We start from the raw sequence: 26,788 nt of genomic DNA on the forward strand, positions 1-26,788 counted from the left end.
ATGTCAGGTTTGCAGTGCGGAATAGAGCTACAGGAATGTGATCGCACGACCGCAGTGGTCAAATGCCGAACATAATCCTTCTGCCTGCAAATGGCTGCTGCCATCAAAGACATTTTTCGCACATTGTGAAGCGAACCATCGGCGTCGTGGCTCAAGGGCGCCGTTGACCGGCATCGCCGGGACACAAGAAGAGCCGCTGACCTTGAGGTCAGCGACTCTCAAGCCGCAATAAGTATGAGCGAATCCGCGCTTAGAACTGGATACCCATCGTTACCTTGGCACCATGATCGGCCTGATGCGCGCCCGCGTTAACGACATAGGCAGCGCCCAGACGCACCGCGCCAAATGACAGGTCGAAGCCGCTGTGGATCTTGATCGCATCGCCCGGAAGAGCAGAGCCTGTCACAGTGAACGGCGACGATCCGGCAAAGGACGAAGTTGCCGTTCCAGCAAGATCGCCCCAGCCATGCTGCCAGGCGACCGTCAGGCGCGGTTCGAACGTCGCGCGCGTGCCATCGAAAGGCACCTTTGCAGACAGGTGGACGCCGGCGGTGCTATAGTCGACATCGCGCGTGACACGTGCAACCGTCAGCGCGCTCAATCCGGCACTTTCCTGGGCGCCACCGATCCGAAGACGTAGATGCGTGTAGCCTGCAAAGGGCTCCAACCGGAACGTCGGTCCGTCGAACAGCGCATAACCGATCTCGCCAAAGCCTTGGACGGTATGGCCCTTTTGCGATGACTTCACCGTTTCGGTGAGGCCAGTGAAATCGACGTCCCGGCTCGTATAGATGTCGTGCCACGAATAGGCGCCACCGATCTGGGCACGGAATCGGCCCATGGTGTAGCCCGCCTGCGCGCCAGCATAATAGCTGTTCACGTCGGCATTGCTGCCACGTGCGCCCATCCGGTAGGTGCCCTCCGAATAGCCGCTGGCAATGCTGCCGCGGAAGCCGTCACGACCATAGTTGATCCCGGCGATGATGCCCTTGCGCAGCGTATCCAGCTTGGCAGTACCGGTGTTGGGCCGTGCATCGAACTGCCCGGTATTGTCGACCAGGTCGCCCCAGATGCCAAATCCTTCCGACGTCCGGCGACCATCGAGCAACAGGGCATCGCGCACCTTGCTCCCCTCCTCGATCAACGCCGATGGCACGCTTGCGTAGATTTCACCCGATAGCGCGTCGAACGCCTGGCGCGCATTTGGTGCCGTCAGCGGCAGTATCACGTTCGATAGTCCGGATGCCGGAACACCCTGGATCGCACTGGCGACTGCAAGCTGGTTTGGAGTCTGGGCAACCGATGAGAACGTCGCGTCGTTGCGAAGTAGCACTAACGCCACTGTGGTCGGCGCATATTCCAGGGTCGGGGTCAGGAAGGCATAGTTCGACGTCAGCGCGGCAAATTTGCCGGAGACGCCGCCGGTTGCGCTGAGGATCGTGTAGCTGGTGGTCGGCGCATAAGCCGCGCCGGTCGCCAGGACCTGAACCGTTCCGCCCTGTAGCGTAACGGTACCCGTGACATTGACCCGATCGGCTGCGGTCGGGCTGACGTCGACAGCGTAATATGCGCCTGCTGCAATGGTCAGATTGCCGTTGATGTTGAGCGTGCCGATTGAGTTGCCTGGTGCAAGCGTCGCGCCGCTGGAGATTGTGACGCCGCCAACCTGTCCATTGCCGCCGAGACGACCGGTTCCCGAGATCGTCACCGCCGATGCGATCTGCCCGTTGACCGACAGAATCCCATCGCTGACCAGCGTGGCACCGGTGTAGGTGCTGGCGCCGCTGAGGACCAGATTGCCGGTGCCAGACTTGATCAGGCCCCCAGCCCCGCTGATTGACCCTGCATAGTCGGTTTCGACGTTCTGGGCGACGGTCAGCGTGCCGCTGCCGAGCGCGATCACTCCCGAGCCGTTGAGCTGCGCGACGGTTTGGTTGAAGCTTGCCAGATCGAATGTGCCGCTGGCAGCCAGCGTCAGGGCTGCGGTATTGGCAAGGCGATCCGACGCGCCGAGCAGGAGCGTTCCGCCGGAGATTGCTACGGTTTCCGCCGCCGACGTGCCGTTGAGGGTCGTCGTACCCGAAACCTGGGTCAGCGCGCCGGCGCCCAAATTGGCATTCACGACGCCATTGCTAAGCGAATAAATCGCCGCCGTCAGGGTACCGGTGCCGTTGAGGGCGCTGTTCGTCAGGTTAAATGCCGCAACCGTGTCGGTGTTCGCGCCGATATCGCCAATCGCGTTGTTAAGCGACAGCGTCGATGCCTCCGCCAGAGCGTTGGACGCGCCAAGTACAAACGCCCCTCCATCAATCAGCGTCGTGCCGGTATATGTGTTGATGCCCGAAAGCGTCAGCGTGCCAGAGCCTATCTGTGTGATGCCCCCGGCACCCGACACGATACCGGATAGTGTGGAACTGCTATCATTGGTGCCGAGGAAAAGCGTGTTCGCCCCAAGGGTCACCGCTCCCGCGCCGTTGAGCGAAGTAATCGTCTCATCGTCCAGAAGGTTGAGCGTGGCACCGGCATTGACCGACACTGATCCGCTGCTGGCAATCGCGCTACCACCGGCTAACGATAAAGTTCCTGCATTGATCGTGGTCGAGCCGGAAAAGGTGTTTGCTGCAGAAAGTGTAACGTTGCCCATGCCGTTCTTCACGAACGATCCGGTACCGCTGATCGCTTTTGCCACGATACCATCGAGCGACTGATCATAGTCGATCGTCCCATTGTCTACGATGTTGTCGCCGGAAATGGTGTCGGTTGCACCCTGCAAAGTTGTACCGCTATCGATCGTTGTAGCACCGTTCCAGGCATTACCTGTGTTCGTCAGAATAAACGTACCGGCAACAGGAGTGTTCGTTGCATCGACACTCCCAAAGGTCACCGCTTGGGCCTCCGCGCCAGTCTGTGTAATTGCCCCTGACAGTGTCGCGACGACTTGCGCACCGTAGGTCTCCAGCACCGTGGGATCAGCGCCAACGTCGGTTGATTGCAACACGATGTTGTTGGCGTATGTTCCTGAAGCGCCGAACTGTGTCGTCGGATCTTGCTCATAGATCGTGCCCGTGCCGAAGCCACCTGCGGTGGTCGCCCGGATCGTCGCGCCGTTCACGTAAATGTCGCCGGTAAGCCCAGTCGCGCCATCGAAAACCAACAGCCCCGACGGCGTCCCGTTCCCCGCCAGAATCGTCGCAGCCGTCGTCGTTGGATCGCTCGCCACGCCGGTCAGCGTCCACGTGCCGGTACCCGTTTTGGCGATCGTGTTCGCACCACTGACTGTCGACAGATCGAAGCTGGCCGAAGCACCGTTCTCCATCGTATCGTCGCCACCCCCGGTCAGGTTCAGCGTGTTGTTGCCATTTGCACCCAGGTTGATTGGACCATAGACCGCCGCCGCATAGGTGCCGGCCGCTCTTACGGTAACGCTCATCCCATTAACCGGGTCGATTACCGTGTCCGGTCCCGTAGTCACCGCACCGGAATAAAGGCTAACCGCATTGGTGCTGTTGCCCGCAAGGTTTATCGCCCCCGTTGTTGAGCCAGCGAAAAGGTTCACTGTAACGCCCGCTCCACCGTCGGAAAGGTTGTCATTCGACGTCAACCCGCCGCCAGAGCCTGTTGCCGTGCCATAATTGTCGAACGTTCCACCGTTGCCCGCCAGTTGAACCGCATAGCCGTAAGTCGCGTCGGTGCCGCCCGTTAGCGTAGCGCCGGAAGCATTGGTGATCGCAGCGCCGCTGGTTGCGGTGATCGCCGAATTGTTGATGCTTTTGATCGAACCAGTATTGAGTATCGAAGAGTTAGCGCCTCCGGCCAGGACGGCATCGGACGATGCGGAGATTGAACCTGCATTGCTCAGGACAAGCGTAGCATCAGCAACAAGGGCATTTGGACCACCGTAAATCACGCCGGTCGTTTGGTTGGTGATCTGGCCACCCGAATTCAGTGTTATAGCAGAAATGCCACCACTCGTGATCACGCCGGTGGTTGTGTCATAGCTACCTGAGGCGATCGTGCCGGAATTGACGATGGCGTCATTCGCGTTCGTGCTGAAAACACCGTAGTTGGCACCGACGATCGTGCCGGTATTGGTGATCGCCATCTGATCGCCAGCATCGGACCCAACGGCCCAACCCGAACCCGCCAGCTGCCCTTGTCCGTAAATGACGCCGGTGCTGGCATTGTTGAGAATCAGCGATCCCGCCCGAACTGTAACGCCCTCGTAATGAAGGCCTTTGATCAAGCCGGCGTTGTTGATGGTGGTGACACCCGTGCCGTTGAAGACTGCGATTCCGGTATCTTGGCCAATCAATGACGCGCCGACGTTTGTCGCATCGCCATTGTTGATCGTCGCGCCAGCAGCCACAACAACGCCTTGCGTCCCACCCACTGGACCCGTTGTCGAGATGGAGCCAAGATTTGTGAGCGTCGCGACACCCAGATTGATAGCGGGATCGGCGCGATAACTGCCGGTCGACGCGATTATGACGTCTGACCCGTCACTGATGTTAAATCCGCCGCTTTCGCTCAAAGCTCCCGCAAAGGTCAGGGAGCCGGCACCCACCGCTGTAACGCTGCCGGTGCCGTGGATGTCGTTGCCGAGCGTTGCCGAGCCGCCTGCCGAAGCGCCGCTGTCGATCGACAATGAACCCGCCACACCGATTGTGCCGTTCAGCGTGCCCTGCACTCCGCCCGAACCAAGCACCAGCGCGTTGTCGCCTCCAGTGAATGTGATCGCATCTGCGGTTCCACCGCCGCTGATCGTTCCAGTGTTAACGATGACGAGGTTGGCACCCACGACGCCCGCTCCGTCTGCACCCGCAGCTCCGTGAGAATAATTAGAATCGTAAGAATAGGCGGACGGTGTTCCAGCAGCGCCGCCCAGACCGCCAATGATTGTTCCCGCGTTGGTTAAAGTTCCGGAAGTGAAAACTCCCACCCCTCCCGCGCCGCCGTCGCCAGTAACATTATTGTAACCTGTGTAAGCTGCACCGCCTGCGCCCCCGTTACCACCGCGAACGGTTGCGCCACTCTCGATGGTGATCGACGGTGCAGCAGTTACTACAATACCGCTGCCGCCGTCACCGCCGCCGCCGCCGCTACCATATTGCGACTGTCCGCCGCCGCCGCCGACGCCTCCAGTGACATTGACGATGACAGTGAAGTTTGTCGCACCGGCTTCGTTAATGCCCGCGCCGCCGGCACCGCCACCACCGCCCCCGCCTAAATAAGTGTTATCCGCGCCGGCCCCGCCGTCACCGCCGGTGGTCACGGCGGTGATGCCCGTGCCGACCATGATCGCACCATCGCCGCCCCCGCCGCCGCCTGCCGAGGAGCCAGAATTACGATAACTATAATTTACGACCTGCGTACCCGAAGACCCGGCCATTCCTGCAGAACCACCTGCACCGCCCGAGTTGGCAACTACTGTTCCCGATGAATTTAAAGCGTTGCCACCGGAGGCACCGGCACCACCGCCCGCACCTCCTTTAGAGGAATAATAATAGGGATTAAAATCATCTGCATCTGTCCCCGCGACGCCCGACGTGCCGCCGGCCGGCACGGGTGTTCCGGCCCCCTGGAAATAGTCAGCGCCGCCTGAACCGCCCTTTGTTGACTGCGCCGTCGCAGGGCTCACCAGCGCGATACCCACCAGCGCGGTCGATGCAAACAAGGCTCGGCGCAGTGCCGCCTCGTGACGACGGCCATAACCTAACAGTTCACTCGTGAGCGCAATCGACTTCATCATTTCTGGATTTCCCCTCCCCTCTCCTGAGGGGCCATTAAGCAACGGATTCGAATAATTTGTACGGTGCCCGACCTAGATAAGTTGGAGTTAAATATCGGTTATGTTTCCAGCGATTTTCGCGAATGGGTCGAGACAATCTACAAGAAGGAGGCGATGGTGACCGGAAGCGAGCGGCAGCTCCAATGCCGCCTCCTCGCGCGAACTCATTGCCGCGCTCGAAGTACGCTGGTGTGGGAATGGAAGACGGGGAACCCGGACAACGGTCGGTCTTGGCCTCGGCAGCGCCCTCCTCGCGCCTTTGGGCAAATGCATTCGCTTTCAGCAGGTGGGACCAGGGCACGGTCGCCCGACTAATGCTTCGGACCGAGATGAATGAGCGGCAGCTTTCAGGAAGAACGTGAGCGCCTTGTAACGACGCAATTTGGGCGCATTGCCGATCGTCTGCTTCGATCAACTTGATTGGCAGCTTCTGTCAGACCTGGACGTTCACCGGAGGAAGACCAAACGACCGGCTCTGGTCTGCACCGGCCGGTCGCCTACGTGCGGCGGCACGGAGGCATTATAGGAACAATGGCTGAAACCGGGATACTGGGAAGCGGCCGCACCGATCAAAGCGAGCTGGAACTATCGGCGACAACTCAAAAGTCGTAACTTATGCATAACATGCCGATCGGGGTGGGTTACATCGCTGGCCAGCCGCGTGGCCACCAGTCGAAATCCCGTGCGGCCCATACCGCCCCGCTCTGGTCCACGGCGAAGAACACATAACGCGGCGGGTCAGGCCATCCATGCCAGTCGCGCTCCCGCACAATCCAGCGGCGCCCGTCCACCTCGCCCACCGCGATCGTTACATCTCCGAAGCGCGCCAAGATCGCGTCGGCCGCGATCTGGCTCACTTCCTCCTGGGTGGGTGTTCTCCATTCGACCGATAGGCGCCGGCAGCGCCGAAAGCGCCACATGAACCGGATATCCTCGCCCATGCTTTGCCCGAAGTCGACATGCGGATCGGGGGCCGGGCCAAGCGCCACATACCGGAGGAAGCCGAGCATAGCCTTGATCATGGATCCAGGCATTGATCCACAGCCCGCAATTGTTCCTCGAATTTGGACGGGTTCTGCTCGCGCAGCTTTTCGAGGTTGATACTCTTCCACCGAAGCGCCGGCAGGTCTGCGATTGCGGGTTCAAAGCCAAACGCATCCCAGTCCGGCGACAATTGGTGAAAGGTCGTCAGGAAGCGCCGCGCGTCACTTAGACGTGCGCGCGACAGGATCTCGGCGATCAAGCGTTCGCGCGCCTTTAGCAGCGCGTCCAATGGCAGATCGTTTACGGTCATGCCGAGGAACTCGTCGCTGTACTGGGCAGAGATATCAAGCCGATGGGGACAAAGCAGCTCGTGCGCAGGGCGAGGATGGCTGACGAGATAGATCAGGAAGGCCTTGAAGAGATCGTTGCTGATGCCCTCGTTGGCGAACAGGAAGTGGATGTCGAAGAGGTCGCGGGGATGCTGCCGGTCAAGCGCGGCTGCGATTTTGCCAGCATAGAGATCGGCCTCGGAGACCAGCTGCATCTCGGCGAAGCCGAAGCGGTTCTCCACCGCCGCGCTAACCGATCGGACCGTCGGCGCAAACACCGTGCCGCGCAATACGGGCGAAACCTCGATCTTGATCGTTACGCCGTCCGCCTGGACGATAAGTCTTTTGCCATCGGGCAAAAGCCGCCGCTCCACGGCCATCCGTCCGCTCCGCTCGAGCCGCACCGCGATCCGTTCGAGCCCATCGCGGACCGCCTGCAGTGAGGCGTCGCGGTCGGCTACCGGCAGATAGACAAGGTCGATATCGACCGACAGGCGCGGGAGATCACGCACGAACAGGTTGATCGCGGTCCCACCCTTGAGAGCAAAAATCTCCTCGTGCGCGATTTCCGGGATGGCGCGAACCAGCAAGCTGACCTGGTCAGCGTAGCGTTGCGCCGTCATTGTGCTGTTTCCCCTGCTCTGGCGGTCAGGCTTGCCGGGACCGTTATCTGATATCGGGCATCCAGGCGGCCGCCCGCGACGAGCTGCCGCTTGCCCCGGCCGAGATCGATGTCGCTACGATCGATGTGTTTCGACCAGCCATGCCCGTGACGATCGGCGAAGAACAGGAAGAGCCGCTTGGCACGAACGCTGGTGCAACTCTCGAGCAGATTGGTCAGCAGCTTAGGGCGCAACGTCGTCAAATTTTCGAAGATCATGTCGGCATGTTCGAATGTCGGACCTTGCGGCACATTCTCCAGCATTTCGATCGATGCGCGCTCCGCGCCGGCGACCTTCAGGAAGTGATCCCAAGGCTCGCTGGCATCGGGAGAGGGAACGACAGCACCAAGGCGGTCCGTTCCGAGATCAAGCCGGTGCCAATCGATGCCAAGCGATGGCGTCGAGAATAGGGCGCGTTTGTGAAGGGAAATCGCTGCATCGGTCGGAAGCTTTGGGAGCCACGACGGTATCGTGCTGTCGGGATCATAGAGGTGGATCGTTTGATCGTCTCCAAGCCGCGCGAAATGCCCTTGGCCCAGAAGCTCGAGAGCAGTGATGCCGCCGACATAGAATGAAGTCGACCCGAAACGCTGTGCCGATAGAACCGCCATGTCCCATCGCAGGCTTGTCGCCCCCCCGATCCGCCTGCCCTCCGATAGACGCGGGGCGCTACTCGTTCGAGCCAGCCCCTTTTGACATAATCATGGATAGAGGTCCGAGAGATCCCTTGTGCCTGCAACCACGCGGAATCGACCAGCAAGCCAGGCGAAAGGCTGGTGAGCAGATGGTTTAGTGGTTGGCGTTTCCGTTCGTCCATGATGAACTATTTGGCCGATGTGCAAACCATTAGCAACCGCCTAGTTTATGAAATAGCGAATATGTTTGCTCTGCGCGAACGTTATCGCGAAGTTGAAAACTCACCTGGCAGCCGCTCTATCGCGAGCGATTGCGTTCATAATTGTGACCTACGCATCCCATGCCGATTGGGGCTGATTCGCCAACAATATCGATCTCCAAAACCTCAGGACACGATCAAAAAAATTAGTCATGCCGTCGCGCGAACTTGATGGACTTTCTGATGGTACAGCGCGCATTTAACTGAAATTAAATTGTGATATTTCAATCAGTTATGGAGAAATTACAGGTCTCGTTGGGGTCACCATTCAAGTAAATTCGTTTACTTGAATGTAGTGCAAAATCGAGTGTGCCACGCCATTGTGACGAAGGCGAAAAGGTTGCTCTGTGTATAGGGCGCCGCCTCAGGCTATGGCTGATGATTTGATTCTCAGCGCTACAACGATGCGGTTGAACAAGGGTCCGTCGGATGAAGCGATTGCCGGTCGGTCGTTTGCGCCCCATAATTGTTGGGTGCATCACGCCAGCGTAAGCCGTTGGCCGATCAGGAAGGTGATCCCGCCGTCCACTCACCAATATTCCTATCATTGCTACTTCCGCGATAATTGGGGAATGGAGCTAAAATTGGCGCACCTCCGCTTTGGCGAGCCAAAGCGATCACTTATGAGAACATCTCCTCAGAGCCGCCATTGAATTAAAGAATAGATTTTCTCTCATGCACTTTAATGGCCCGATCCTTAATAACCGTTAAGTTTCGTACATTTATGAATGGTGTTCACGAGAGATTGATTAAAGATACCGTCTTACGATTATATCAGAGGCAATGCTCAAATAGTCTTTGATAGATCTTGTCATTTTTTGTACGATCAAGGCTAGAAAGTCTAGAGGGCGACTGGAAAAGCGGCGAACGAGCAAGATGTCATAGGCATAAACTACAGCGATCACCGTCCCGAGGAGCATAATGGCGGATAGGGTTTGCAATATTACGCTGCCGTAATAATTTGCCCAGCAGGAGATGATCGCATTGCCAAAACCAAAAACAAATAAGGATCGCTTCCCAACCACGAGCGCCGCTTCTCTTGGTTTAAAGCTTCGTAAGCCAAGCACAAGGACGGGAATTACGAAAACAGCCAATGCGCCATAGATCATTGTGTAAGCCGGATGATTGAGATTTCGCAGCGTAAGGTCGCTTAGCGTTTTACCAGTTACTGCAACGATGCTGTTTTCGGTGACTGACCAGGCGGCAACCACCGCGAATGCCAGAAACGGTGCGATCAATCGCGCCAAGCCCCGATTAGTCTGCAGAACGTCGACTATCAGTCTTCCCACCCATACCCCGCCTAGTACAAGCGCAAGACTGTGGAGAATCGATGGTCCCGCGATCATGTTTTGCGTCCCTGCGCCAATAGCGAGGTCGATGATCCGCTGGATATATGCAAACCCTGGCACACGATCCGATATTTGCAGCGCCTTGATCGGGACAAATGCGAGATGAACGAGAAACGCAAATGCCAGCGCGCGAACAAGCCCAACCTTCTGCAGTGCGGCGATCAACCAAGGAAGCGCCAAAAAGTAGACCGTATACAAAGTCAAAATTTGCACATAAGCCGTAGATCCCATAAAAAAAGCGGACCTTATAGTGTATAATAGAGACTGGCTTCCAGTTAAAAACAATAAAAATAAGTTAAACAAAAACCAAAGGTAACATTCTCCGGCCCTCATCCAACAAATTCTTGTAAAATATCCGAAACTAATCTTATTATATCTCGGTATATAAACTATCGTAATCATGCAGCCAAAGAGCACGAGAAATAAAGGAGTCGATGCGCGCATCGCCAATTCCGCTGCACTTGTAAATACCAAACCTACTCTACCGAAAGCGTGGGATAGCAATGCAAGAAAAATAGCAATGATACGAGCGATATCGATACCCACTATTCTATCCGATGATCGCGGTATCTTATATAAATTTCCGTCATTGCAAGCGATGTTCATTTCGACTCATCTATAATGATAAATTTCTAATATATTCCGTCTCTGACAACGAAACACTACAACTCAGGGGCAAGCGCATATTCTTTGGCCAACCATAAAGCCAAACTGAGGAAGCCGCGATCTCCTTAAAAGCTGGACATCTAAGCTCGATTCTTTTCTCAAGGTTATGCGCGATCGCTTTGGCATCTCTTTCGACCTTTAGCGAAGCGCCAAGAAACCGGGGATGAGTGATGACTAATTTTCTGGACAACGGAGGGGGGGCGTCCAGTCTTACTCATAAAATACAGCTTTGGTGGCGTCCTCAACGGCCTTTCTCAACGTCTGAGAATCAAGCGATTAGCCCACAGGGTTTTGCGGCGATCTTCGTTAGTTTGTTTCTTATCTGGTATGCCGCATGGACGATAATCTGCAACGCTGCCGTTTTAAGCGGAGCGCATTATGCAGCGATTTTTCCGCAGACGCTTATTATTCCGACTCTGCTAGTTGCCGCTGCGACACCATGGGTCAGTCGTATGGCGAGGGAGCGATATAAGGACAAGGAATCCCTGGCTCTGATCGGCGGCTTTACGCCGCAGTGGTGGCTCGCGGTAGCTCTCGCGGCTGGCTCAACGACGATATTGATTGTCGCCGATCAGCTGAAGCACGGAAGTATCGCCTCAGGGGGATCTCCGCGTTTGACGCAAGTCGCGACCGGACTTTGTGTCGTTACGACTCTTGCTGTTGCTTGGTTCATTAGTTTCGGACCGAAAAATGGCCTGACATTCAACCTTTCCGGGTCATCGAACTCTTGGTGGCGCCTTATTGCCCTCATAATTCTTGTCTTCGGGATTTATTATTTTGGTCACCGTCAAGACGAGGACGAATCCAATTTTATAAACTTAGCACTCGGCGCCCAGCGCACTCATGGCGGAATATTTTCTCTCGACACCATGATCGGCGATGGTCCGCATGCAATTCATCTTCCAACATATAAATTCCATAGCTTTGAGTTATTGAGCGCTTCCCTTTCGAGCTTATTTCATATTGAGCCAATCTACGTCGCGCACTTAATGCTACCGGCTCCGCAGCTTGTCCTTATCTCAATGATAGCATGGCTTCTGCTCGAGCCAGTCGTCGGAAAACTCTGGCTTGCATCGAGTATTTTTTTGCTGGGTTTCCAATTTTTTGCCACCGAAGGCTATTCGACTTGGGGCCTCCACGGACTGCCGCGACTCTTCGAGGGCAAGGCGTTTTTGGTTACCGCGCTCGTGCCGTTGATTGCTGGAATGACAATCCGATGGTTCCAGCACGGCAACCGCACGGACTTGTTACTTTTGGGTACCGCGCAAATATGCGCGATCGGTTTCTCTGCGAATGGATTATATGTTGGCCCGTCTGCCAGCGCATTCGTAGCTTGCGCGTTTCTTATAGCCAAACCGAGCATCTTCTCCTTGCAAAGAGCATCCGCTCTTTTGCTTACGCTCATCTACCCGGCGATAATGGCGGTGATCATCTCGCTCACTCACCTAGCATTCCCGTCGGAAATACTCGTTACCGGGCAACCGCTCGCGCAATTGCTAAGTGTGAGCGGGAACAGTCTTTTCGGCATGCTGGTATTAACATTCATGATGCTGCTCGCCATGGGATTGGCGCATACTCCAATTTTCCGGCCGGCCATTGCATACGTACCCTTTGCACTGATCGCGACACTCAATCCTCTTTCGTGGAAAATCATATCGGGCCTGACAGGAAACCTTGGTTTCCGAATATTCTGGGCGTTGCCGATTCCAATGATGGCGGGGATCTTGGCGACCCTGACGTTGCTGCGGGCCAAAATCAGAAGCGAGGCCATTGTCACCACGATTGCTGCCCTAACGCTTGTTGCGGGCATCGCGTTCAATGCACTTTTAAGTAGCACACCATTTAAAGTGCATTGGCATCTACCGACATTGAAAGTGAATGCAGATCAGTATGGGAATGCTAGGTTACTCGCAAAGATCACGGGGCCAGGTTGTGCAATACTCGCGCCTGAGGTCGTCTCACAATGGCTCTCAACAATTGAAGGCGCTGCCTATCCGGTGTTTACCCGTCGATTGTATCTCGTTCACTATCGTTTCACGATGCCCCCTCGCGAGTTGAGGGCGCGTGAACAACTTGCCGATCTTGTGGAAAAGCCAGCAATCATCACCGCCACGCCCGATTTGCGGCAGCTTCTTATCCCAATCGGCACCATCGCTGTCGCGAAGACCATAGGGCCGATCGCGGCGGCAGACTCGCTCGCGCGGCAGCTTAATTTGAAGGGCCCATTTGCCAGACGCGACCTTCTCGTCTGGACTGGAACTTGCGCAAAACTCTGATCGAGAGTCCGACCTGAGAATGAAACGAACAGATGAGGGAGGGCGCTTTCTAAAGAGGCTGCTTGGCGCCTCTGCCTTCCCCGTCGCAGCTAAAAAAACGCTAATCATCCAACTCAGTCTCGATGCGCTTAAGGAACCGCTCGGCCGGTGCCTCACAGCCTAACGGCTCCAAGACTTGCCTTATACCGCGCACGTACTCTCATCGGCTTGCCGTTAAACAGAAAAGTCATCAGCTTACTTCGAACAACTAAGAGGTGAAACCAATAAGAAGCAGTTAAAACAAAAGCTATCCTGATTATATAATCTAACAGATATGATGATGAAGATGGAATATAAACTAACGCATAACCTGCAATCGGAAAATGTATTAGATAAATAGTGTAAGAAGACTTAGAAAATTTAATGATTTTCTCTGAGTAATTTCTGATCTTAAATGCCTGCTGCAGTATTAGACAGATTATTGGATACATCACGGAACTATAGGTGAATGTTTTAATTATGGTCTGATGCTGTCCAAAACCATCTAGAGCTTCATATCCGTAGATATATACAAAAATGCTCATTGGCACGAGAGAGCAAATTATCAAAATAACCAGGGCAACGTTATTACTGTTCGCAAGATCTCTAACAGATTGATATTTTCCATAGAAATATCCAAGCAAGAACGGGGCAACATATTGCACGGTTTCGCAGGTTAAATCTGAAACCCTTTTCATGGCTGGCAGCACGTAAAATGTCGCCTGCGTTGCGAATACAGTCACAATGGTAAATGCCATCACCACCAACATAGCAGGAACCAGTTTCATCTCTGAAATGTCAAGATAACTAGTTACATCATATTCTCTCGTAGTAAAATATATGTTGCCTATATAAAGTATAGTGCAATAAACTAACAATGAAATTAAGAACCACATGTGATACAGTTCTATTGAATGAGTAAGAGGATAAAGTAGCGTATTCGTAACTAACAATCCAACTAACATGGGAATTCCAAGTTGGATCATCTTTTTATGAAACCAGACTCTTGGATGTCTTGAATGTAAGACGATTCCGGACAAAACGCCTGCTATCGCCATAAATGCGCCCATGCGAAACATGCTTGATAGTATTTGAATAAGGTATTCTGCGGGAACGTGCTTTGCATCTGTTGTATGCAAGCAAACCCCCAACGTAAGAAATACTGCGCGCCACACGTCAAGGCCGTCAATTCGTTCGCTTGTCACAACAACCCCCGATTTGCTCGGCGCGTGTTAACCGCTAGTGCGTCGCGACAAATCATAACAAATGGTTAACGAAACGCGAGTCTCACAGCGGAGTTTCGCGATCAGGCGTTCCATGATCGGGTCGGGATTCTGATAATGCTGTATTAATCGAAGGCATCAATCCAATCGAAACCGACTGGCAAACTTCGTTGATGAATATCGTATTTATATAAAATATTAGTTATAATCAGTAATGACACAATCTTGGCAATAGTTTCAATTTATATAATCACGTATGATGTTATATACCGCAATCAAGTCGCCGTTATCGATGCAATAGGGCGGCATGACATATATCGTATTACCCAATGGCCGTAACAACACGTCGTGTTCTCTTGCATAAGCCATCAGGCGTGGAGCCAGAGCAGACAGATAGGTACCGTTGGTATCGGCAATCTCAAACGCCGCGATTGTACCGAGGCGACGAATATTGAATATATTCGGATTGCCAGAAAAATAATCAAGTTGCCGTTGCTGTCGCCTGCCGAGATCGGCAACTCGTTCCAGGACCGGCTCATCGCGCCAGATAACCATGTTAGCATTTGCCGCTGCGCAGGCGATCGGGTTTGCGGTGTAACTCGATGAATGAAAAAACATTCTGGCCCGATCGGTCGAGCGATGCGCATCGAAAATAGCAGGCGTTGCAAGCGTCACCGCCAATGGCATTGCCCCCCGGTCAGTCCCTTGGACAAGCATAGAATGTCGGGCACAATGTCTGCCTGCTCACAGGCGAGCAGCGTTCCAGTGCGGCCCCAGCCGGTCATGATCTCATCGGCGATAAACAGTACATTATGGCGCAGACAGATTGCGCGCATTTCGGCCAACACGACGGGTGAATAGATCAACATGCCCCCCGCCCCCAAAACGAGCGGCTCCACAATGAACGCAGCCGGTTTGGGAGAAACACTGCATTGACGATCGAGTTCGTCGAAAGTTGCCTGCTCGTGCTCCTTGACTGGAAAGGGGATCGTGCCGACATCGAACAAAAGCGGTGAGTAAGCTTGATTAAAAACCCCACGTGCGCCGACCGACATCGCGCCGATCGTGTCACCGTGGTAGCTGTGTTGCATCACCAAAATGCGATCGCGGGGCTCGCCGCGATTGGCCCAGAAACCGAGTGCCATTTTTAACGCGACTTCGACACTGGTCGATCCACTGTCCGAAAAGAACACGTGGGCGAGTGGCGCGGGCATCATTTCGATCAATGCGCGGGCAAGCGTCTCTGCGGGTTCGTGCGTCCAACCAGCGAAGATGATCTGGTCAAGCTTGCCCGCCTGTTCGGCGATCGCGGCCATGATCCGCGGGTTGTTGTGGCCATGAGTTGTCACCCACCATGACGAAATTGCGTCAATGATGCGGCGACCATCCTGCGTGTAAAGGGCGGCGCCATCGGCATGGGTGACGAGTGGGATCGGTTCGTTGAGACCGTGCTGCGTGAAAGGGTGCCATACGGGCGATGTCATGCGGTGAAATCCGCGACGTTGAAGTTGGCAGAGAACACCTGAGCAAGTGTGGCGCGGTTCAGAGGAGCGAGGGAGGGCAGGCGACCGAGTCGCTTAACCTTGCCCATGGTGGTAATCGTGGATTCAGTATCTTCGTTGGTCTCGCCGATAAAAACGATGCCTAAAAGCGGGACGCGGCGCGCGCGGAGGGCTTCGATCGACAACAAGCTGTGATTGATCGTGCCGAGGGTCGTGCGCGCCACCAGCACTGTGGAAAACGCCCAGTCGGCAAGCAAATCAGCATACACGTAAGCGCGGGTTATCGGCACCATGACGCCACCTGCCCCCTCTATAATAAGGGGCTTCGTGGTAGGGAGCGTCAGTCGGGCGGTATCTATTGTAACACCGTCAAGCTCCGCCGCACGATGGGGCGAGCACGGGGTGGTGAGGCGATAAGCTTCGGGATGAATGCGGTGAGCGGCCAACCCCGAAAGCTCGGCAACGCGCTGGCTGTCGGTTTCTTCGTCAAGGCCAGCCTGTATCGGCTTCCAGTAATCTGCGTCGAGAGCAGCGGCCAATGCGGCAGCGAAAACGGTCTTGCCTATTCCAGTATCGGTCCCGGTGACGACAATCGCGCTCATTTCAGCGCGTCCTCGAGTTTAGCAGCGAGTGCCAATATATCGTCGGCACCAATATTAAGCGTGAGCGAGATACGCAGGCGCGATGTGCCCGCCGGTACGGTCGGCGGACGAATACCCCGGACGTCGAAACCCGCAGCCTGTAGCGAGGTTGCAACGCGCATCGTGCGAGCATCGTCGCCGAGAATGACCGGCATGATCTGGGAACCGGTTACAAGCGCTCCGAAGGGGGCAAGCGCGGTGCCCGCGATATCGATAAGCGCGTGCAGCCGATTCTGACGTTCGGGTTCCTCGACGAGCAATCGCAGCGCGGCGCGGACGGCGGCGGCCATCAGCGGCGATGGTGCCGTGGAAAAGATAAAGGCACGGCTTCGGTTGACGAGAAAGTCGCGCATGATTTGTGGACCGCACAGCAACGCGCCTTCGCAGCCCAGTGCCTTCCCACAAGTGCGCAGAACGATGACGTTATCCAGACCGTCGAACGGTGCGGCCAATCCGCGTCCTTCAGGGCCAAAAACGCCAGTGCCGTGAGCGTCATCGATCAGAAAATAACCATCATGACGTCGGGCAAGCTGCATAAGCTCACCAAGCGGAGCCCGGTCGCCATCCATGCTATAAAGGCTTTCCACCGCTATCCACACGCGCCCAGTGCCGCCCTCTCGACGCCAACTGGTGATAACGTCCGCAAAGCCATCGACATCGTTATGCCCGGCTGCGCGATATTCGGCCCGGCCAAGACGCATCCCTTCATGCGCACTGGCATGGACGAGTTCGTCATAAACAATCAGGTCGCCGCGCTGAGGCAGTGTGCAAAGGAGCGCCGCATTCGCCGCATAGCCACTGGAAAAGAACAATGCGCTTTCGGAACCGAAGAAAACGGCGGCTTCATGTTCCAGTGCTTCGTGTTCGAGATGATTACCGCGCAACAGGCGCGACCCCCCAGATCCTAAAGGAACACCACTCGCCAGTGCGGCGGCGACGGCAGCAGCCAAACGGGGCGACGATGCGAGCCCCAGATAGTCGTTCGATGAGAAATCGCGACCGGCGCGGGGAATCAGTTGGCGGCGGCGACTAAGGACAGCAAGCTGAGCGAGATCGCGGGTTTGAGCGTCGAACATTTGGGCATCGATTGTCTGCATGACATTTGCGTTAAGTAGAACTGGCTGCCCATGCGACCGAAAAATTGCCTTCGCAAAATCATGCCTTCGATCAAATTACCGGTATCTTATAGTGATGCCACGCAAAAACCGCCGCTGCGCCGCGATGAGGTCGCCAGTTCTTCGCAACTTCGCGAACGGTTTTTTCAGTCGGGCGGGTGTTATGGCCCAGAATGCGTCCGACCGATTCCTGTACGGCAAGATCGCCTGCTGGCCAGATGTCAGCGCGTCCTTCGGCAAACAACAAATAAACTTCGGCGGACCAGCGCCCAATGCCTTTTACCGCAGTCAATTTGGCAATGGCCTCCTCATCATCCTCGGGCAGATTTTCGAGATCGAGTTCGCCTGCGACGATCAGTTCGGCAAGGCTGCGACAATAGCCAATCTTTTGGCGCGACAGTCCGGCGGCACGCAATTCCTCATCGGTCATCAGCACCATCGCAGCAGGGTCGGTGATCTCTCCAACGGCCGCCGCAACCTTCAACCAGACAGAATCCGCTGCCTTAAAGCTGATCTGCTGACCGACGATTGTACGCAGCAGAGTTGGATAGCCAGTGTCGCGACCTCGTGGTTCGGGGTAGCCAGCCTGCGCCAGCGCCTTGGCAAAACGCGGTTCTATGACGGCGAGCGCGTCGAGGCTGGCGCGAAGTTGTTCAGCGGAAAGTCCCATATATCTTCCTGAACCATCCTTCTTTCAGATTGATGCTCGCTTGATCCCGGACAGTTCCCGCGACATAGGCTGCCTTCGAACATACCGCACGGAGTCTTAGATGCCCAAGCTGATCGTTACCACACGCGAAGGAACCGTGCAGGAAATCAACGGGGATGCCGGGCTGACGGTTATGGAAGTCATCCGCGACGGCGGTGTGGACGAACTGCTCGCCCTATGCGGTGGTTGCTGTTCCTGTGCGACGTGTCACGTCTATGTCGACGCCGAATTTGCCGGCGCCCTGCCGCCGATCAGTGAAGACGAGAACGATCTGCTCGATTCATCCGATCAACGTGACGGACGATCGCGACTGTCGTGTCAGATTCCTTTCAGTGCAGCGCTGGACGGCTTGAAAATAACGATTGCCCCTGAAGATTGATCAACCGACCGGTCGCGCCGACCATAATGCAGGAAAGGTTTTCTGCAGTGCGACCAGTTTTGGCGCGTCCCAAGTCCGAATATAGCCGTTGTTCGGATTTAGAGCCGCGAAGTTCTGATGATACGCCTCAGCAGGGAAAAATCCGCCTGTTTCCAGTTTCGTGACGATCGGCGCGCCCCAAACTTTAGATGCGGTCAACTGACCGATATATGCGCGAGCGACGCGCCCCTGATCGGGTGACTGTGGAAAAATCGCCGAACGATAGCTGGTGCCAGAGTCCGGCCCCTGTCGGTTCAGTTCGGTCGGATTCATCGCCACGGAAAACAGAACCCGCAGCAGCGTGCCGTAACTGACGCGCGCTGGATCATAAGTGATCTTTATAGCTTCGGCATGGCGCGTCATCTCTGTACTCACCGTCTCGTAATTGGCCGTGCTCCGCATTCCGCCAGCATAGCCGGACACGACCGAAGTAACGCCCCTCACATGGCTGAAAACGGCTTCCATTCCCCAGAAACAACCACCGGCAAAAATCGCGGTGGCGGTGTGGCCGGACGCAGGCGCGTCAACCACTGGTATTGGAGCCAGCACAGTCCGCTCTGCGGCACCGGCGAACTGGATGGCAACGCCCCCGGCAAGGAGGAGTGCCACCGAGATGGGAAGAACGTAGTTTTTCATGGGCTGCCTTCAATTTCGGTACGCGTTCAATCTGGTAACGCTTGAACCGAATTTACAGGTGCAGGCCCGGTGTAGCGAGGAGCGCTACCGCACCGAAAGCAAAGCCGCCCAGAATACGCTGAACGAAATCTGATTTGACGAAGCTAAGCATGTGCCATTTCCTTTTCATCTGTCCCAGCTACGTGAAATAGCCGCCTAGGGTTTCACACTGGCTGAATGAAAAGATTAGCTTAGGTTCAGCTTAGTGCTTTGCAGGCAGTCTGGATTCGGGTGCACGCCTCGGTCAGGATTGCTTCAGACGTCGCATAGCTAACGCGGAAAGCGGGGCTGAGGCCGAAGGCCTCGCCATTCACCGCAGCAACCCGAGCATCATCGAGAAAATAGTTGATGAGGTCGGCGTCGTTGGTGATCTTCTGACCCTTTGGCGTAGTCTTGCCCATGCATCCCGTCGCATCGGGATAAACATAAAATGCACCCTCTGGCGTCGGGCAATGCAGGCCGGGCGCTTCGTTCAGCATCTTAACAACGAGATCGCGACGACCACGGAATGCGCTGTTGCGCTCGGTCAGGAACGACTGGTCGCCGTTCAGGGCGGCCAAGGCTGCAAATTGCGAGATTGAACAGGGATTCGACGTGGACTGTGACTGAAGCTTTGCCATCGCCTTGATCAACCACAATGGACCTGCGGCGTAGCCGATGCGCCAGCCGGTCATCGCATAAGCTTTCGAACAGCCGTTCATCGTCAGCGTGCGATCGTAAAGTTCGGGCGTAACCTGCGCGATCGTTGAGAACGGCGCATCAGCATACCAGATGTGTTCGTACATATCATCGGTCAGAACGAAGACGTGCGGATGACGCAGCAAAACTTCGCCGAGAGCACCGAGTTCTGCGGCCGTATAAGCGGCACCGGTCGGGTTCGAAGGCGAGTTGAGCAACACCCATTTGGTAGCAGGCGTAATCGCCGCATCCAATTGCTCAGGGAGAATCTTGTAATTCTGATTCGCACCCGCCGCGATGATAACCGGAGTGCCGCCGGCGAATTCAACGATATCGGGATAACTCACCCAATAAGGCGCGGGATGATAACTTCGTCGCCGGGCCCAACGGTCGCAAGGAAAGCGTTAAACAGAGTATGTTTGCCGCCGACATTTACGGTGACCTGATTGGTTGCGTAAGTCAGCCCATTGTCGCGCGAGAATTTGGCAGCGATGGCGGCTTTTAATTCAGGGATACCGTCGACATCGGTATATTTGGTCTTGCCGCAACGGATCGCCTCGATCGCAGCGTCCTTAACGAAATCGGGCGTGTCGAAATCGGGCTCACCCGCTGAAAGGCCAATGACATCGACTCCTGCACGCTTCAATTCGGCAACGCGCCCGGTCATCGCCAGTGTCGGCGATGGTTTGATGCGCTGGATGGCTGCTGACAGGTCGGTCATGGTTACTCCCAGGTTTCGGGGTCGCCTATAAACCCGTGATCTGCGCGAGCAACAGTCCACGAAGCGAATTGCCGATGAAAAATTGCTCGCCGAGGTCATCGACACGCAATTTAGCCTCCTTCGCTATGCCGGTCTGGATCAGTTGATTGCGAAGAACGCCGCCGAGCAAACCCTGTTCGAGCGGAGGGGTAAGGAGAGAATCTTCGCACGGCACGAAGATATTGGTGAAACTGCCTTCGGTCAGGAAACCTTCGCAATCGGTGAAAAGTACTTCGAACGCCCCCGACTTTCGACGGGCATCGTCGTAGAAATTGCGGTCGGTTGTCTTGTGCAAAAGCCGGAAGTCCCGTGGATCGACCGGCAGCGGCGCAACGACAACAGTCGCAATAAGTGGCGCTTCCGAAATCGCTTTTGTTTCAACGGCCATCGCGCCGCTTTTTGCCAGTAGCAATCGGACTCTGCTTGGGATGCGCAGGCGAAACGTTGCGGCCTGCAATTCATTACGCGCAGCATGGCGGTCGAACGTAAAGCCGAATAGTTCAGCACTGTTCTTCATGCGCTCAAGGTGAGTTTCCAGCCGGGTTAGGCCTGCCAGCGGGTCGAATGCCATTGTTTCGATCAGGTCGAAACGCCGATTGCTGGCAACAAAAACGCCCTTGGCGAGACATTCTGACCATTCGGGACCGGCACGCGAATCTGCAACAATGCCGGAGCCAAGGCCCATGTGTGTCGCGCTTTCGCCCAGTTGCAAGGTGCGGATCGCAACATTGAACACAGCATCGCGCGCGCCCGCGTCGATGCGCCCGATGCTGCCAGTATAAGCACCGCGCACTGCCTGTTCGATATCGGCAATGACCTCCATCGCGCGCAATTTCGGGGCACCGGTGATCGACCCGCAAGGGAAGAGAGCGCTCAGAACGTCGATCGCGTCCTTTTCAGGCTGCAACAGCGCGGTGACAGTGGAAGTCATTTGGTGGACTGTCGGATAGGTTTCGACGGCAAACAACGCAGGGACTTCGACACTGCCCGGCACCGCGACACGCGACAGATCGTTGCGCATAAGATCGACGATCATCAGATTTTCAGCGCGCTGCTTTTTGTCGGAGGACAGATCCACCACGGCTGCTCGATCGCGCACGGCGTCAGTATATCGGGTGGCGGTTCCTTTCATCGGGCGCGCAGTCAGGACACCATCGCGGCAATCGAAGAAAAGTTCGGGAGAAAGCGAAAGCAGCCAGTCCGCGCCGGTGTGGACAATACCGCCATAGCCAGCCGATGCCCGCCCACGAAGGCCTGCATAAAGAGCGAGCGGATGGCCAGCCGTGGCTACGTGCGCACGGAACGTCAGGTTAGCCTGATATATATCCCCCGCAGCGATCAGCGCCTGAACGCCAGCGATCGACCGGTCATAAGTCGCGCGATCGATCTCAGGTTTGGGCGCACCAGCCCACGCACCCAAGGGATCAGGGAGCAGCGCGGCAACCTGGTCGGCTGCGATCTCAGTGAAAGTGCGAAACAAACCGAACCAGAGCAACGGCAGTTCCGGGCTTTTTTCGGAAACTGCACCTCCGGCAATCGCTCCTCCGGCTTCATAGGTAAGAAACCCCGCGGCATGAAGGCCGCCGGTGCTCGCTGCCCGTAAAGCTTTGAGTGCTGCCACGATCTCAGATGGCTTACGTGTCGCGACGACCTGGACAGGGTCGACATAGAGCCGTGCCGCCACCGCCCCCACAGCCCGCGCGTCGTCCAGCAGGACGAATGGCGTGCCATCGCTGGGGAGTGCGGCGATCATGACGCCCCTTTGACAGCGCGATGGAGAGGTTGCCAGCCTAATCTAAGGCTCAGGGCACGTCGTCCCAAGCTGACAACAAACCCCTATCCTTGACCTCTGCTTCGGTGTTGAATGTCACAATGGAAATCCACAAAAAAAGCCTGATCGCAACGCTTCTTGCGCTCGCCCCTGTCGCTCTGTCTGCACAAACGATCGATCGCACTACGCAGCTTCGTATCGACCGTGTGCTGAAGGCGACGCCACTGATCGACGGTCACAACGACCTGCCCTGGGAATTGCGCAACCGATACGGGTCGCGGATCGAGACGACCGATATTACCCAGAGGTCAGACAAGCTCCCTACGCCGTTAATGACCGACATGGCGCGGCTGCATGCAGGTCATGTCGGCGGGCAATTCTGGTCGGTCTATATTCCGGCGACGGTGACCGGCCCCGCAGCAATCCAGATGACCATCGAGCAGATCGACATCGTCCATCGACTAGCGGCGCGTTATCCCCGTGATCTGGAGATGGCCTATACCGCAGCCGACATAGTCCGCATTCACAAGACGGGTCGGGTGGCTTCGCTGATCGGGATCGAGGGCGGGCATCAGATCGGCAATAATCTGGCGGCGCTGCGTCAGTTTTATGCGCTGGGCGCGCGCTATATGACGCTGGCGCATTTCCTGAACAACGACTGGGCGGACAGCGCGACCGACGATCCTGTGCATCATGGGCTGACCGATTTCGGTAAGCAGGTCGTGCGTGAAATGAACCGGATCGGCATGATGGTCGATTTGAGCCATGTCTCGCCCGAGACTATGAAAGCAGCGCTGGCCGCGACGAGTGCGCCGGTGCTCTTTTCCCATTCGGACGCGCGGGCGCTGAACGATTATCCACGTAACGTGCCCGACGATGTCCTGAAACTGGTTGCAGCCAACGGCGGCGTGGTCATGGTCAACTTTTATCCGTCGCACCTGTCGCCAGCATATACCACATGGAGCAGTGACCGAGCCGGCGAAACAGCGCGCGCGAAGGCACTCTACACGGGGCAACCCGAACGCTCGAAAGCAGCGGCAGCAGGCTGGACCCTAGCGCACCCGGCTCCGCCAGTGACCATTGCAGCGGTGGCCGACCATATCGATTATATCGTGAAGCTGGCGGGCATCGACCATGTCGGTATCGGCGGTGATCTTGACGGTATCGAGGCAACGATACCGGGACTGAATGGCGTCGACGGCTATCCGAACCTTTTTGCCGAGCTCATCCGGCGCGGCTGGTCCAATGCGAACCTTGGCAAACTGGCGGGCGGCAACTTGTTACGCGTAATGCGGCGCGTAGAAGCTGTTGCAGCGGCGGCCCGAGGAACGCCGCCAGAATTTACAGAAACCAAAACGATGACCGACTAGCTTTCAAATCTCGCGATTGCCCGTTCGCGCCCGATCAGCGGTAGCAACGTCGCCATATCGGGGCCGTGGTCGAGATTGGTTAGTGCACGACGCAGCGGTAAAAAGAGCGCCTTTCCGGTGCGGCCGGTCTGTTCTTTCAAAGTTGCCGTCAGGGCATGCCAGGGATCGGTGGACCAATCGATCGTTGCCGCCACGCTAGCCGCGGCCTTCAAGAAATCGCCATCTTCCGGGGCCGGATTGCCGTCGATCGGCCCCTCGATAACCTTCCACCAATCGGCCGCTTCGGCGACGGTGTGCAGGTTAGGCCTGACCGTCATCCATGTTGCTTCATCCAGCCCCTTGGGCAGGCGATCAGCAACCCGAGAGAATCCCGTACGATGCAGTATTTTTGCGTTGAGACCGCTGAGTTCCGCCATATCGAACCGGGCAGGCGCGCGTCCGAAGCGGGCAAAGTCGATAGTCTCGATAACCGACGCGGTATCGATAATCGGTTCGATGGGATCACTCGTGCCGAGTCGGGCCAGCAGCGCGAGCAACGCAATCGGTTCGATTCCCTCGTCCCGAAGCTCGTCACAACCGAGTGCGCCCAGTCGTTTCGACAGTTTTCCTTCGCTGCCCACCAGCAACGCCTCATGCGCGAAGGCAGGCGGCGTTGCTCCCAACGCGACGAACATCTGTAACTGTGCCGCCGTATTGGACACATGATCTTCACCGCGCACCACATGAGTGATGCCCATGTCGATATCGTCGATCGCAGAGGGCAACAGATAGAGCCAGGAGCCATCGGCGCGGCGAATGACCGGGTCGCTGAGCAGGTGAGGATCGAATCGCTGCTCGCCGCGAACAAGATCGTTCCAGAGGATCGGCGTGTCGTGATCAAGTTTGAAGCGCCAATGTGGCGCGCGGTCGGTCGGCGGCGCATCCGTCAGTGCGGCGCGATCATACACCGGCGGCAACCCGCGCCCCAATTGCACTTTGCGCTTTAGATCGAGTTCTTGCGGCGTTTCGTAAGCAGGATACACGCGGCCAGCCGCACGCAACTTTTCGAACTGCGCCTCATACAGCGCGAATCGCTCCGACTGGCGCTCTTCGCCATCGCGGTTCAGGCCCAACCAGTCCAGATCGGCACGGATCGTATCGACAAATGCTTCGGTCGAACGCGCAGCATCGGTATCGTCGATGCGCAGCAGGAACCGCCCACCATGTTTACGCGCCCACAGCCAGTTATGGAGTGCAGCACGAATGTTTCCGACGTGAAGGCGACCGGTTGGCGACGGCGCAAAGCGGGTGACGACGGTCATATCGTGCGGAACGCGTTGGTGATCGGGTAGCGCCGATCGCGCCCGAAATTCCGCGATCCGAGCTTCACACCGGGAGGCGACTGACGACGTTTATACTCTGCGACATAAAGCAGCCGCTCGATACGGGCGACGACGTCATGATCGAAACCCTTCGCCACGATTTCGGACACTGATAATTCCTGTTCGACAAGGCCATGAAGGATAGGATCGAGGACATCGTAAGGTGGCAAGGAGTCCGAATCCTGCTGGTCGTCGCGCAATTCGGCGGACGGTGGCCGCGTAATCACACGATCGGGCATTACCGGCCCATCCGGCCCCAGACCGAACCGCGGGCGATTGGCATTCCGCCAACGCGACAGTGCAAAAACCGTCGTCTTATACGCATCCTTCAGCACCGAATATCCGCCCGCCATATCGCCATAGATCGTCGCATAACCCACCGACATTTCGGACTTGTTGCCCGTTGTCAGCAGCATCGGGCCAAATTTGTTGCTGATCGCCATCAATGTCAGCCCGCGGATACGCGACTGGATATTCTCTTCGGCCAGATCGGGTGTCCGTCCCTCAAACACACCACTCAACATCGAATCGAATGCCATCATCGCTTCGGCAATCGGGATCGTATCGAGCCGACATCCCATCATTCGGGCGCATTCGGCTGCATCGCTGGTCGATATGTCGGCCGTGAAACGCGACGGCAGCATCACACACCACACACGATCCGCACCCAGCGCATCGACAGCGACTGCCGCAGACAGGGCAGAATCGATCCCGCCCGACAGCCCGAGCACAACGCCCGGAAAGCGGTTGGCATTAACGTAATCGCGCAACCCGACAACCATCGCGCTGTAAATATCGGCAGGATTGGGATCGAGCGTAGCAATCCGCCCCGGCTCACATCGCCAACCGTTTTCACCGCCCGTCCACAGCGTTTCGATGACAGCCTCATCCCAGTCAGGAAACTGGTGTGCCAGCGATCCATCACCGTTCAGCACGAAACTCGCGCCATCGAAAACCAGTTCGTCCTGCCCGCCGATGCGATTCAGATACGCAAGCGGCAGCCCAGTTTCCGTTACGCGCGCAGCTGCAACGCCCGACACACGAAGATCGTCTTTGTCGATCTCATACGGGCTGCCGTTGGGAACGATCAGCAATTCAGCGCCCGCCAATTTCAAATGATCGGTGACGCTGGAAAACCAAATATCTTCGCAAATCGGCACGCCGATCTTTACGCCTCGAAACGCGATCGGCTCTGACAAAGGCCCCGCGGCGAACAGGCGCTTTTCATCGAACGTGCCGTAATTCGGCAATTCATGCTTGGTTCGCACGGCAGCAACTTTGCCACCGTCGAGCAAGACCACACCGTTATAAAGCGCGCCATCGATCCGCAACACGGTGCCAACCAGCATGGCCGGCCCACCGTCGCCAGTAACACGCGCCATTTCCACCAGTTCGGCATCAGCGCGTTCGATCAGAGCCGGTTTCAACACCAGATCTTCGGGCGGGTAGCCGATCATCTGAAGTTCAGGGAAGACGATCAGGTCCGCGTCCTGAAACCGCGCCCGAATATCAAGCATCCCGGCGGCATTGCCTTTCAGGTCGCCGACCGACTGCGACATTTGCGCCAGAACGATTTTTAACTGCATCGCGCCTGCCTA

Annotated in this window: 16 protein-coding genes and 3 pseudogenes; 3 read left to right on the plus strand and 16 right to left on the minus strand. The window is 56.4% G+C overall.

Features of this window, described 5'->3' with window-relative positions; genetic code table 11:
• Positions 1-250 precede the first annotated feature (250 nt).
• The 6 genes and pseudogenes from D3Y57_RS12050 to D3Y57_RS12075 form a co-directional block, all read right to left on the minus strand.
• Positions 251-5,749 carry an autotransporter-associated beta strand repeat-containing protein gene (locus tag D3Y57_RS12050; protein WP_121153192.1) on the minus strand — a complete coding sequence of 1,833 codons (5,499 nt, stop codon included), beginning with the start codon at positions 5,747-5,749 and terminating at the stop codon, positions 251-253.
• A 680-nt stretch (positions 5,750-6,429) separates the two neighbouring features.
• A complete protein-coding gene (locus D3Y57_RS12055; protein ID WP_205590123.1) occupies positions 6,430-6,810 on the minus strand; it encodes a hypothetical protein in 381 nt (126 codons plus the stop codon).
• Positions 6,807-7,724, minus strand: coding sequence for a nucleotidyl transferase AbiEii/AbiGii toxin family protein (locus D3Y57_RS12060; protein ID WP_121153193.1), 918 nt, complete (start codon positions 7,722-7,724; stop codon positions 6,807-6,809). Before D3Y57_RS12060 ends, D3Y57_RS12055 begins: the two co-directional genes overlap by 4 nt.
• Entirely contained in the window at positions 7,721-8,374 is a 654-nt protein-coding gene (locus D3Y57_RS12065) for a type IV toxin-antitoxin system AbiEi family antitoxin domain-containing protein (RefSeq protein ID WP_239026044.1), read from the minus strand. The genes D3Y57_RS12060 and D3Y57_RS12065 overlap by 4 nt, the downstream gene beginning before the upstream one ends.
• Positions 8,375-8,460: 86 nt before the next feature.
• Positions 8,461-8,580 (minus strand): annotated as a pseudogene (locus tag D3Y57_RS20915) (AbiEi antitoxin N-terminal domain-containing protein); the annotation flags it as partial.
• A gap of 827 nt (positions 8,581-9,407) precedes the next feature.
• Positions 9,408-10,553 (minus strand): hypothetical protein, encoded by a 1,146-nt coding sequence (locus D3Y57_RS12075; protein WP_162987099.1) that lies wholly within the window; start codon positions 10,551-10,553, stop codon positions 9,408-9,410.
• 290 nt (positions 10,554-10,843) lie between these two features.
• Between D3Y57_RS12075 and D3Y57_RS12080 the strand changes: the two genes are divergently transcribed.
• Positions 10,844-12,949, plus strand: a complete 2,106-nt coding sequence (locus D3Y57_RS12080; RefSeq protein ID WP_162987100.1) for a DUF6077 domain-containing protein — start codon at positions 10,844-10,846, stop codon at positions 12,947-12,949.
• A 152-nt stretch (positions 12,950-13,101) separates the two neighbouring features.
• On the opposite strand, the gene D3Y57_RS12085 is transcribed toward D3Y57_RS12080, so the two are convergent.
• The 5 genes and pseudogenes from D3Y57_RS12085 to D3Y57_RS12105 all read right to left on the minus strand — a co-directional run bounded on the left by D3Y57_RS12085 (position 13,102) and on the right by D3Y57_RS12105 (position 18,118).
• Positions 13,102-14,172: an acyltransferase family protein gene (locus D3Y57_RS12085; RefSeq protein ID WP_121153197.1), complete on the minus strand. Its 1,071-nt coding sequence runs from the start codon at positions 14,170-14,172 to the stop codon at positions 13,102-13,104.
• A 255-nt stretch (positions 14,173-14,427) separates the two neighbouring features.
• Positions 14,428-15,674 (minus strand): annotated as a pseudogene (locus D3Y57_RS12090) (adenosylmethionine--8-amino-7-oxononanoate transaminase).
• Positions 15,671-16,294 carry a dethiobiotin synthase gene (gene bioD, locus D3Y57_RS12095; RefSeq protein WP_121153198.1) on the minus strand — a complete coding sequence of 208 codons (624 nt, stop codon included), beginning with the start codon at positions 16,292-16,294 and terminating at the stop codon, positions 15,671-15,673. Before bioD ends, D3Y57_RS12090 begins: the two are co-directional and overlap by 4 nt.
• Positions 16,291-17,430 (minus strand): 8-amino-7-oxononanoate synthase, encoded by a 1,140-nt coding sequence (locus D3Y57_RS12100; RefSeq protein WP_121153199.1) that lies wholly within the window; start codon positions 17,428-17,430, stop codon positions 16,291-16,293. The genes bioD and D3Y57_RS12100 overlap by 4 nt, the downstream gene beginning before the upstream one ends.
• 70 nt (positions 17,431-17,500) lie before the next feature.
• Complete coding sequence (locus D3Y57_RS12105; protein ID WP_121153200.1) at positions 17,501-18,118, minus strand: DNA-3-methyladenine glycosylase family protein; 618 nt, start codon at positions 18,116-18,118, stop codon at positions 17,501-17,503.
• A 100-nt stretch (positions 18,119-18,218) separates the two neighbouring features.
• On the opposite strand from D3Y57_RS12105, the gene D3Y57_RS12110 reads away from it, so the two are divergent.
• Positions 18,219-18,536, plus strand: a complete 318-nt coding sequence (locus D3Y57_RS12110; protein WP_121153201.1) for a 2Fe-2S iron-sulfur cluster-binding protein — start codon at positions 18,219-18,221, stop codon at positions 18,534-18,536.
• Here the strand turns inward: D3Y57_RS12110 and msrA are convergent, their stop codons facing one another.
• The 3 genes and pseudogenes from msrA to pabB all read right to left on the minus strand — a co-directional run bounded on the left by msrA (position 18,537) and on the right by pabB (position 22,441).
• Positions 18,537-19,211 carry a peptide-methionine (S)-S-oxide reductase MsrA gene (gene msrA / locus D3Y57_RS12115; RefSeq protein ID WP_121153202.1) on the minus strand — a complete coding sequence of 225 codons (675 nt, stop codon included), beginning with the start codon at positions 19,209-19,211 and terminating at the stop codon, positions 18,537-18,539. It abuts the gene before it with no gap.
• Between the two features lie 236 nt (positions 19,212-19,447).
• Positions 19,448-20,649 (minus strand): annotated as a pseudogene (locus D3Y57_RS12120) (pyridoxal phosphate-dependent aminotransferase).
• A gap of 25 nt (positions 20,650-20,674) precedes the next feature.
• A complete protein-coding gene (gene pabB / locus D3Y57_RS12125; RefSeq protein ID WP_121153203.1) occupies positions 20,675-22,441 on the minus strand; it encodes an aminodeoxychorismate synthase component I in 1,767 nt (588 codons plus the stop codon).
• 119 nt (positions 22,442-22,560) lie between these two features.
• On the opposite strand from pabB, the gene D3Y57_RS12130 reads away from it, so the two are divergent.
• Positions 22,561-23,829 (plus strand): dipeptidase, encoded by a 1,269-nt coding sequence (locus D3Y57_RS12130; RefSeq protein ID WP_121153204.1) that lies wholly within the window; start codon positions 22,561-22,563, stop codon positions 23,827-23,829.
• Here D3Y57_RS12130 and D3Y57_RS12135 read toward each other — a convergent pair.
• Positions 23,826-25,130: a glutamate--tRNA ligase gene (locus D3Y57_RS12135; protein WP_121153205.1), complete on the minus strand. Its 1,305-nt coding sequence runs from the start codon at positions 25,128-25,130 to the stop codon at positions 23,826-23,828. The genes D3Y57_RS12130 and D3Y57_RS12135 overlap by 4 nt on opposite strands.
• A complete protein-coding gene (locus D3Y57_RS12140; protein ID WP_121153206.1) occupies positions 25,127-26,776 on the minus strand; it encodes an NAD+ synthase in 1,650 nt (549 codons plus the stop codon). Before D3Y57_RS12140 ends, D3Y57_RS12135 begins: the two co-directional genes overlap by 4 nt.
• Positions 26,777-26,788 lie beyond the last annotated feature (12 nt).

The organism is Sphingomonas paeninsulae (assembly GCF_003660165.1).
GTDB lineage: Bacteria > Pseudomonadota > Alphaproteobacteria > Sphingomonadales > Sphingomonadaceae > Sphingomonas_O > Sphingomonas_O paeninsulae.

What these genes read in the sequence shown, in the direction of transcription:
- D3Y57_RS12050 (WP_121153192.1), bottom strand. Translation starts at nt 5,749, where the DNA reads ATGATGAAGTCGATTGCGCTCACGAGTGAACTGTTAGGTTATGGCCGT.
- D3Y57_RS12055 (WP_205590123.1), bottom strand. Translation starts at nt 6,810, where the DNA reads ATGATCAAGGCTATGCTCGGCTTCCTCCGGTATGTGGCGCTTGGCCCG.
- D3Y57_RS12060 (WP_121153193.1), bottom strand. Translation starts at nt 7,724, where the DNA reads ATGACGGCGCAACGCTACGCTGACCAGGTCAGCTTGCTGGTTCGCGCC.
- D3Y57_RS12065 (WP_239026044.1), bottom strand. Translation starts at nt 8,374, where the DNA reads ATGGCGGTTCTATCGGCACAGCGTTTCGGGTCGACTTCATTCTATGTC.
- D3Y57_RS12080 (WP_162987100.1), top strand. Translation starts at nt 10,844, where the DNA reads ATGACTAATTTTCTGGACAACGGAGGGGGGGCGTCCAGTCTTACTCAT.
- bioD (WP_121153198.1), bottom strand. Translation starts at nt 16,294, where the DNA reads ATGAGCGCGATTGTCGTCACCGGGACCGATACTGGAATAGGCAAGACC.
- D3Y57_RS12100 (WP_121153199.1), bottom strand. Translation starts at nt 17,430, where the DNA reads ATGCAGACAATCGATGCCCAAATGTTCGACGCTCAAACCCGCGATCTC.
- D3Y57_RS12105 (WP_121153200.1), bottom strand. Translation starts at nt 18,118, where the DNA reads ATGGGACTTTCCGCTGAACAACTTCGCGCCAGCCTCGACGCGCTCGCC.
- D3Y57_RS12110 (WP_121153201.1), top strand. Translation starts at nt 18,219, where the DNA reads ATGCCCAAGCTGATCGTTACCACACGCGAAGGAACCGTGCAGGAAATC.
- msrA (WP_121153202.1), bottom strand. Translation starts at nt 19,211, where the DNA reads ATGAAAAACTACGTTCTTCCCATCTCGGTGGCACTCCTCCTTGCCGGG.
- pabB (WP_121153203.1), bottom strand. Translation starts at nt 22,441, where the DNA reads ATGATCGCCGCACTCCCCAGCGATGGCACGCCATTCGTCCTGCTGGAC.
- D3Y57_RS12130 (WP_121153204.1), top strand. Translation starts at nt 22,561, where the DNA reads ATGGAAATCCACAAAAAAAGCCTGATCGCAACGCTTCTTGCGCTCGCC.
- D3Y57_RS12135 (WP_121153205.1), bottom strand. Translation starts at nt 25,130, where the DNA reads ATGACCGTCGTCACCCGCTTTGCGCCGTCGCCAACCGGTCGCCTTCAC.
- D3Y57_RS12140 (WP_121153206.1), bottom strand. Translation starts at nt 26,776, where the DNA reads ATGCAGTTAAAAATCGTTCTGGCGCAAATGTCGCAGTCGGTCGGCGAC.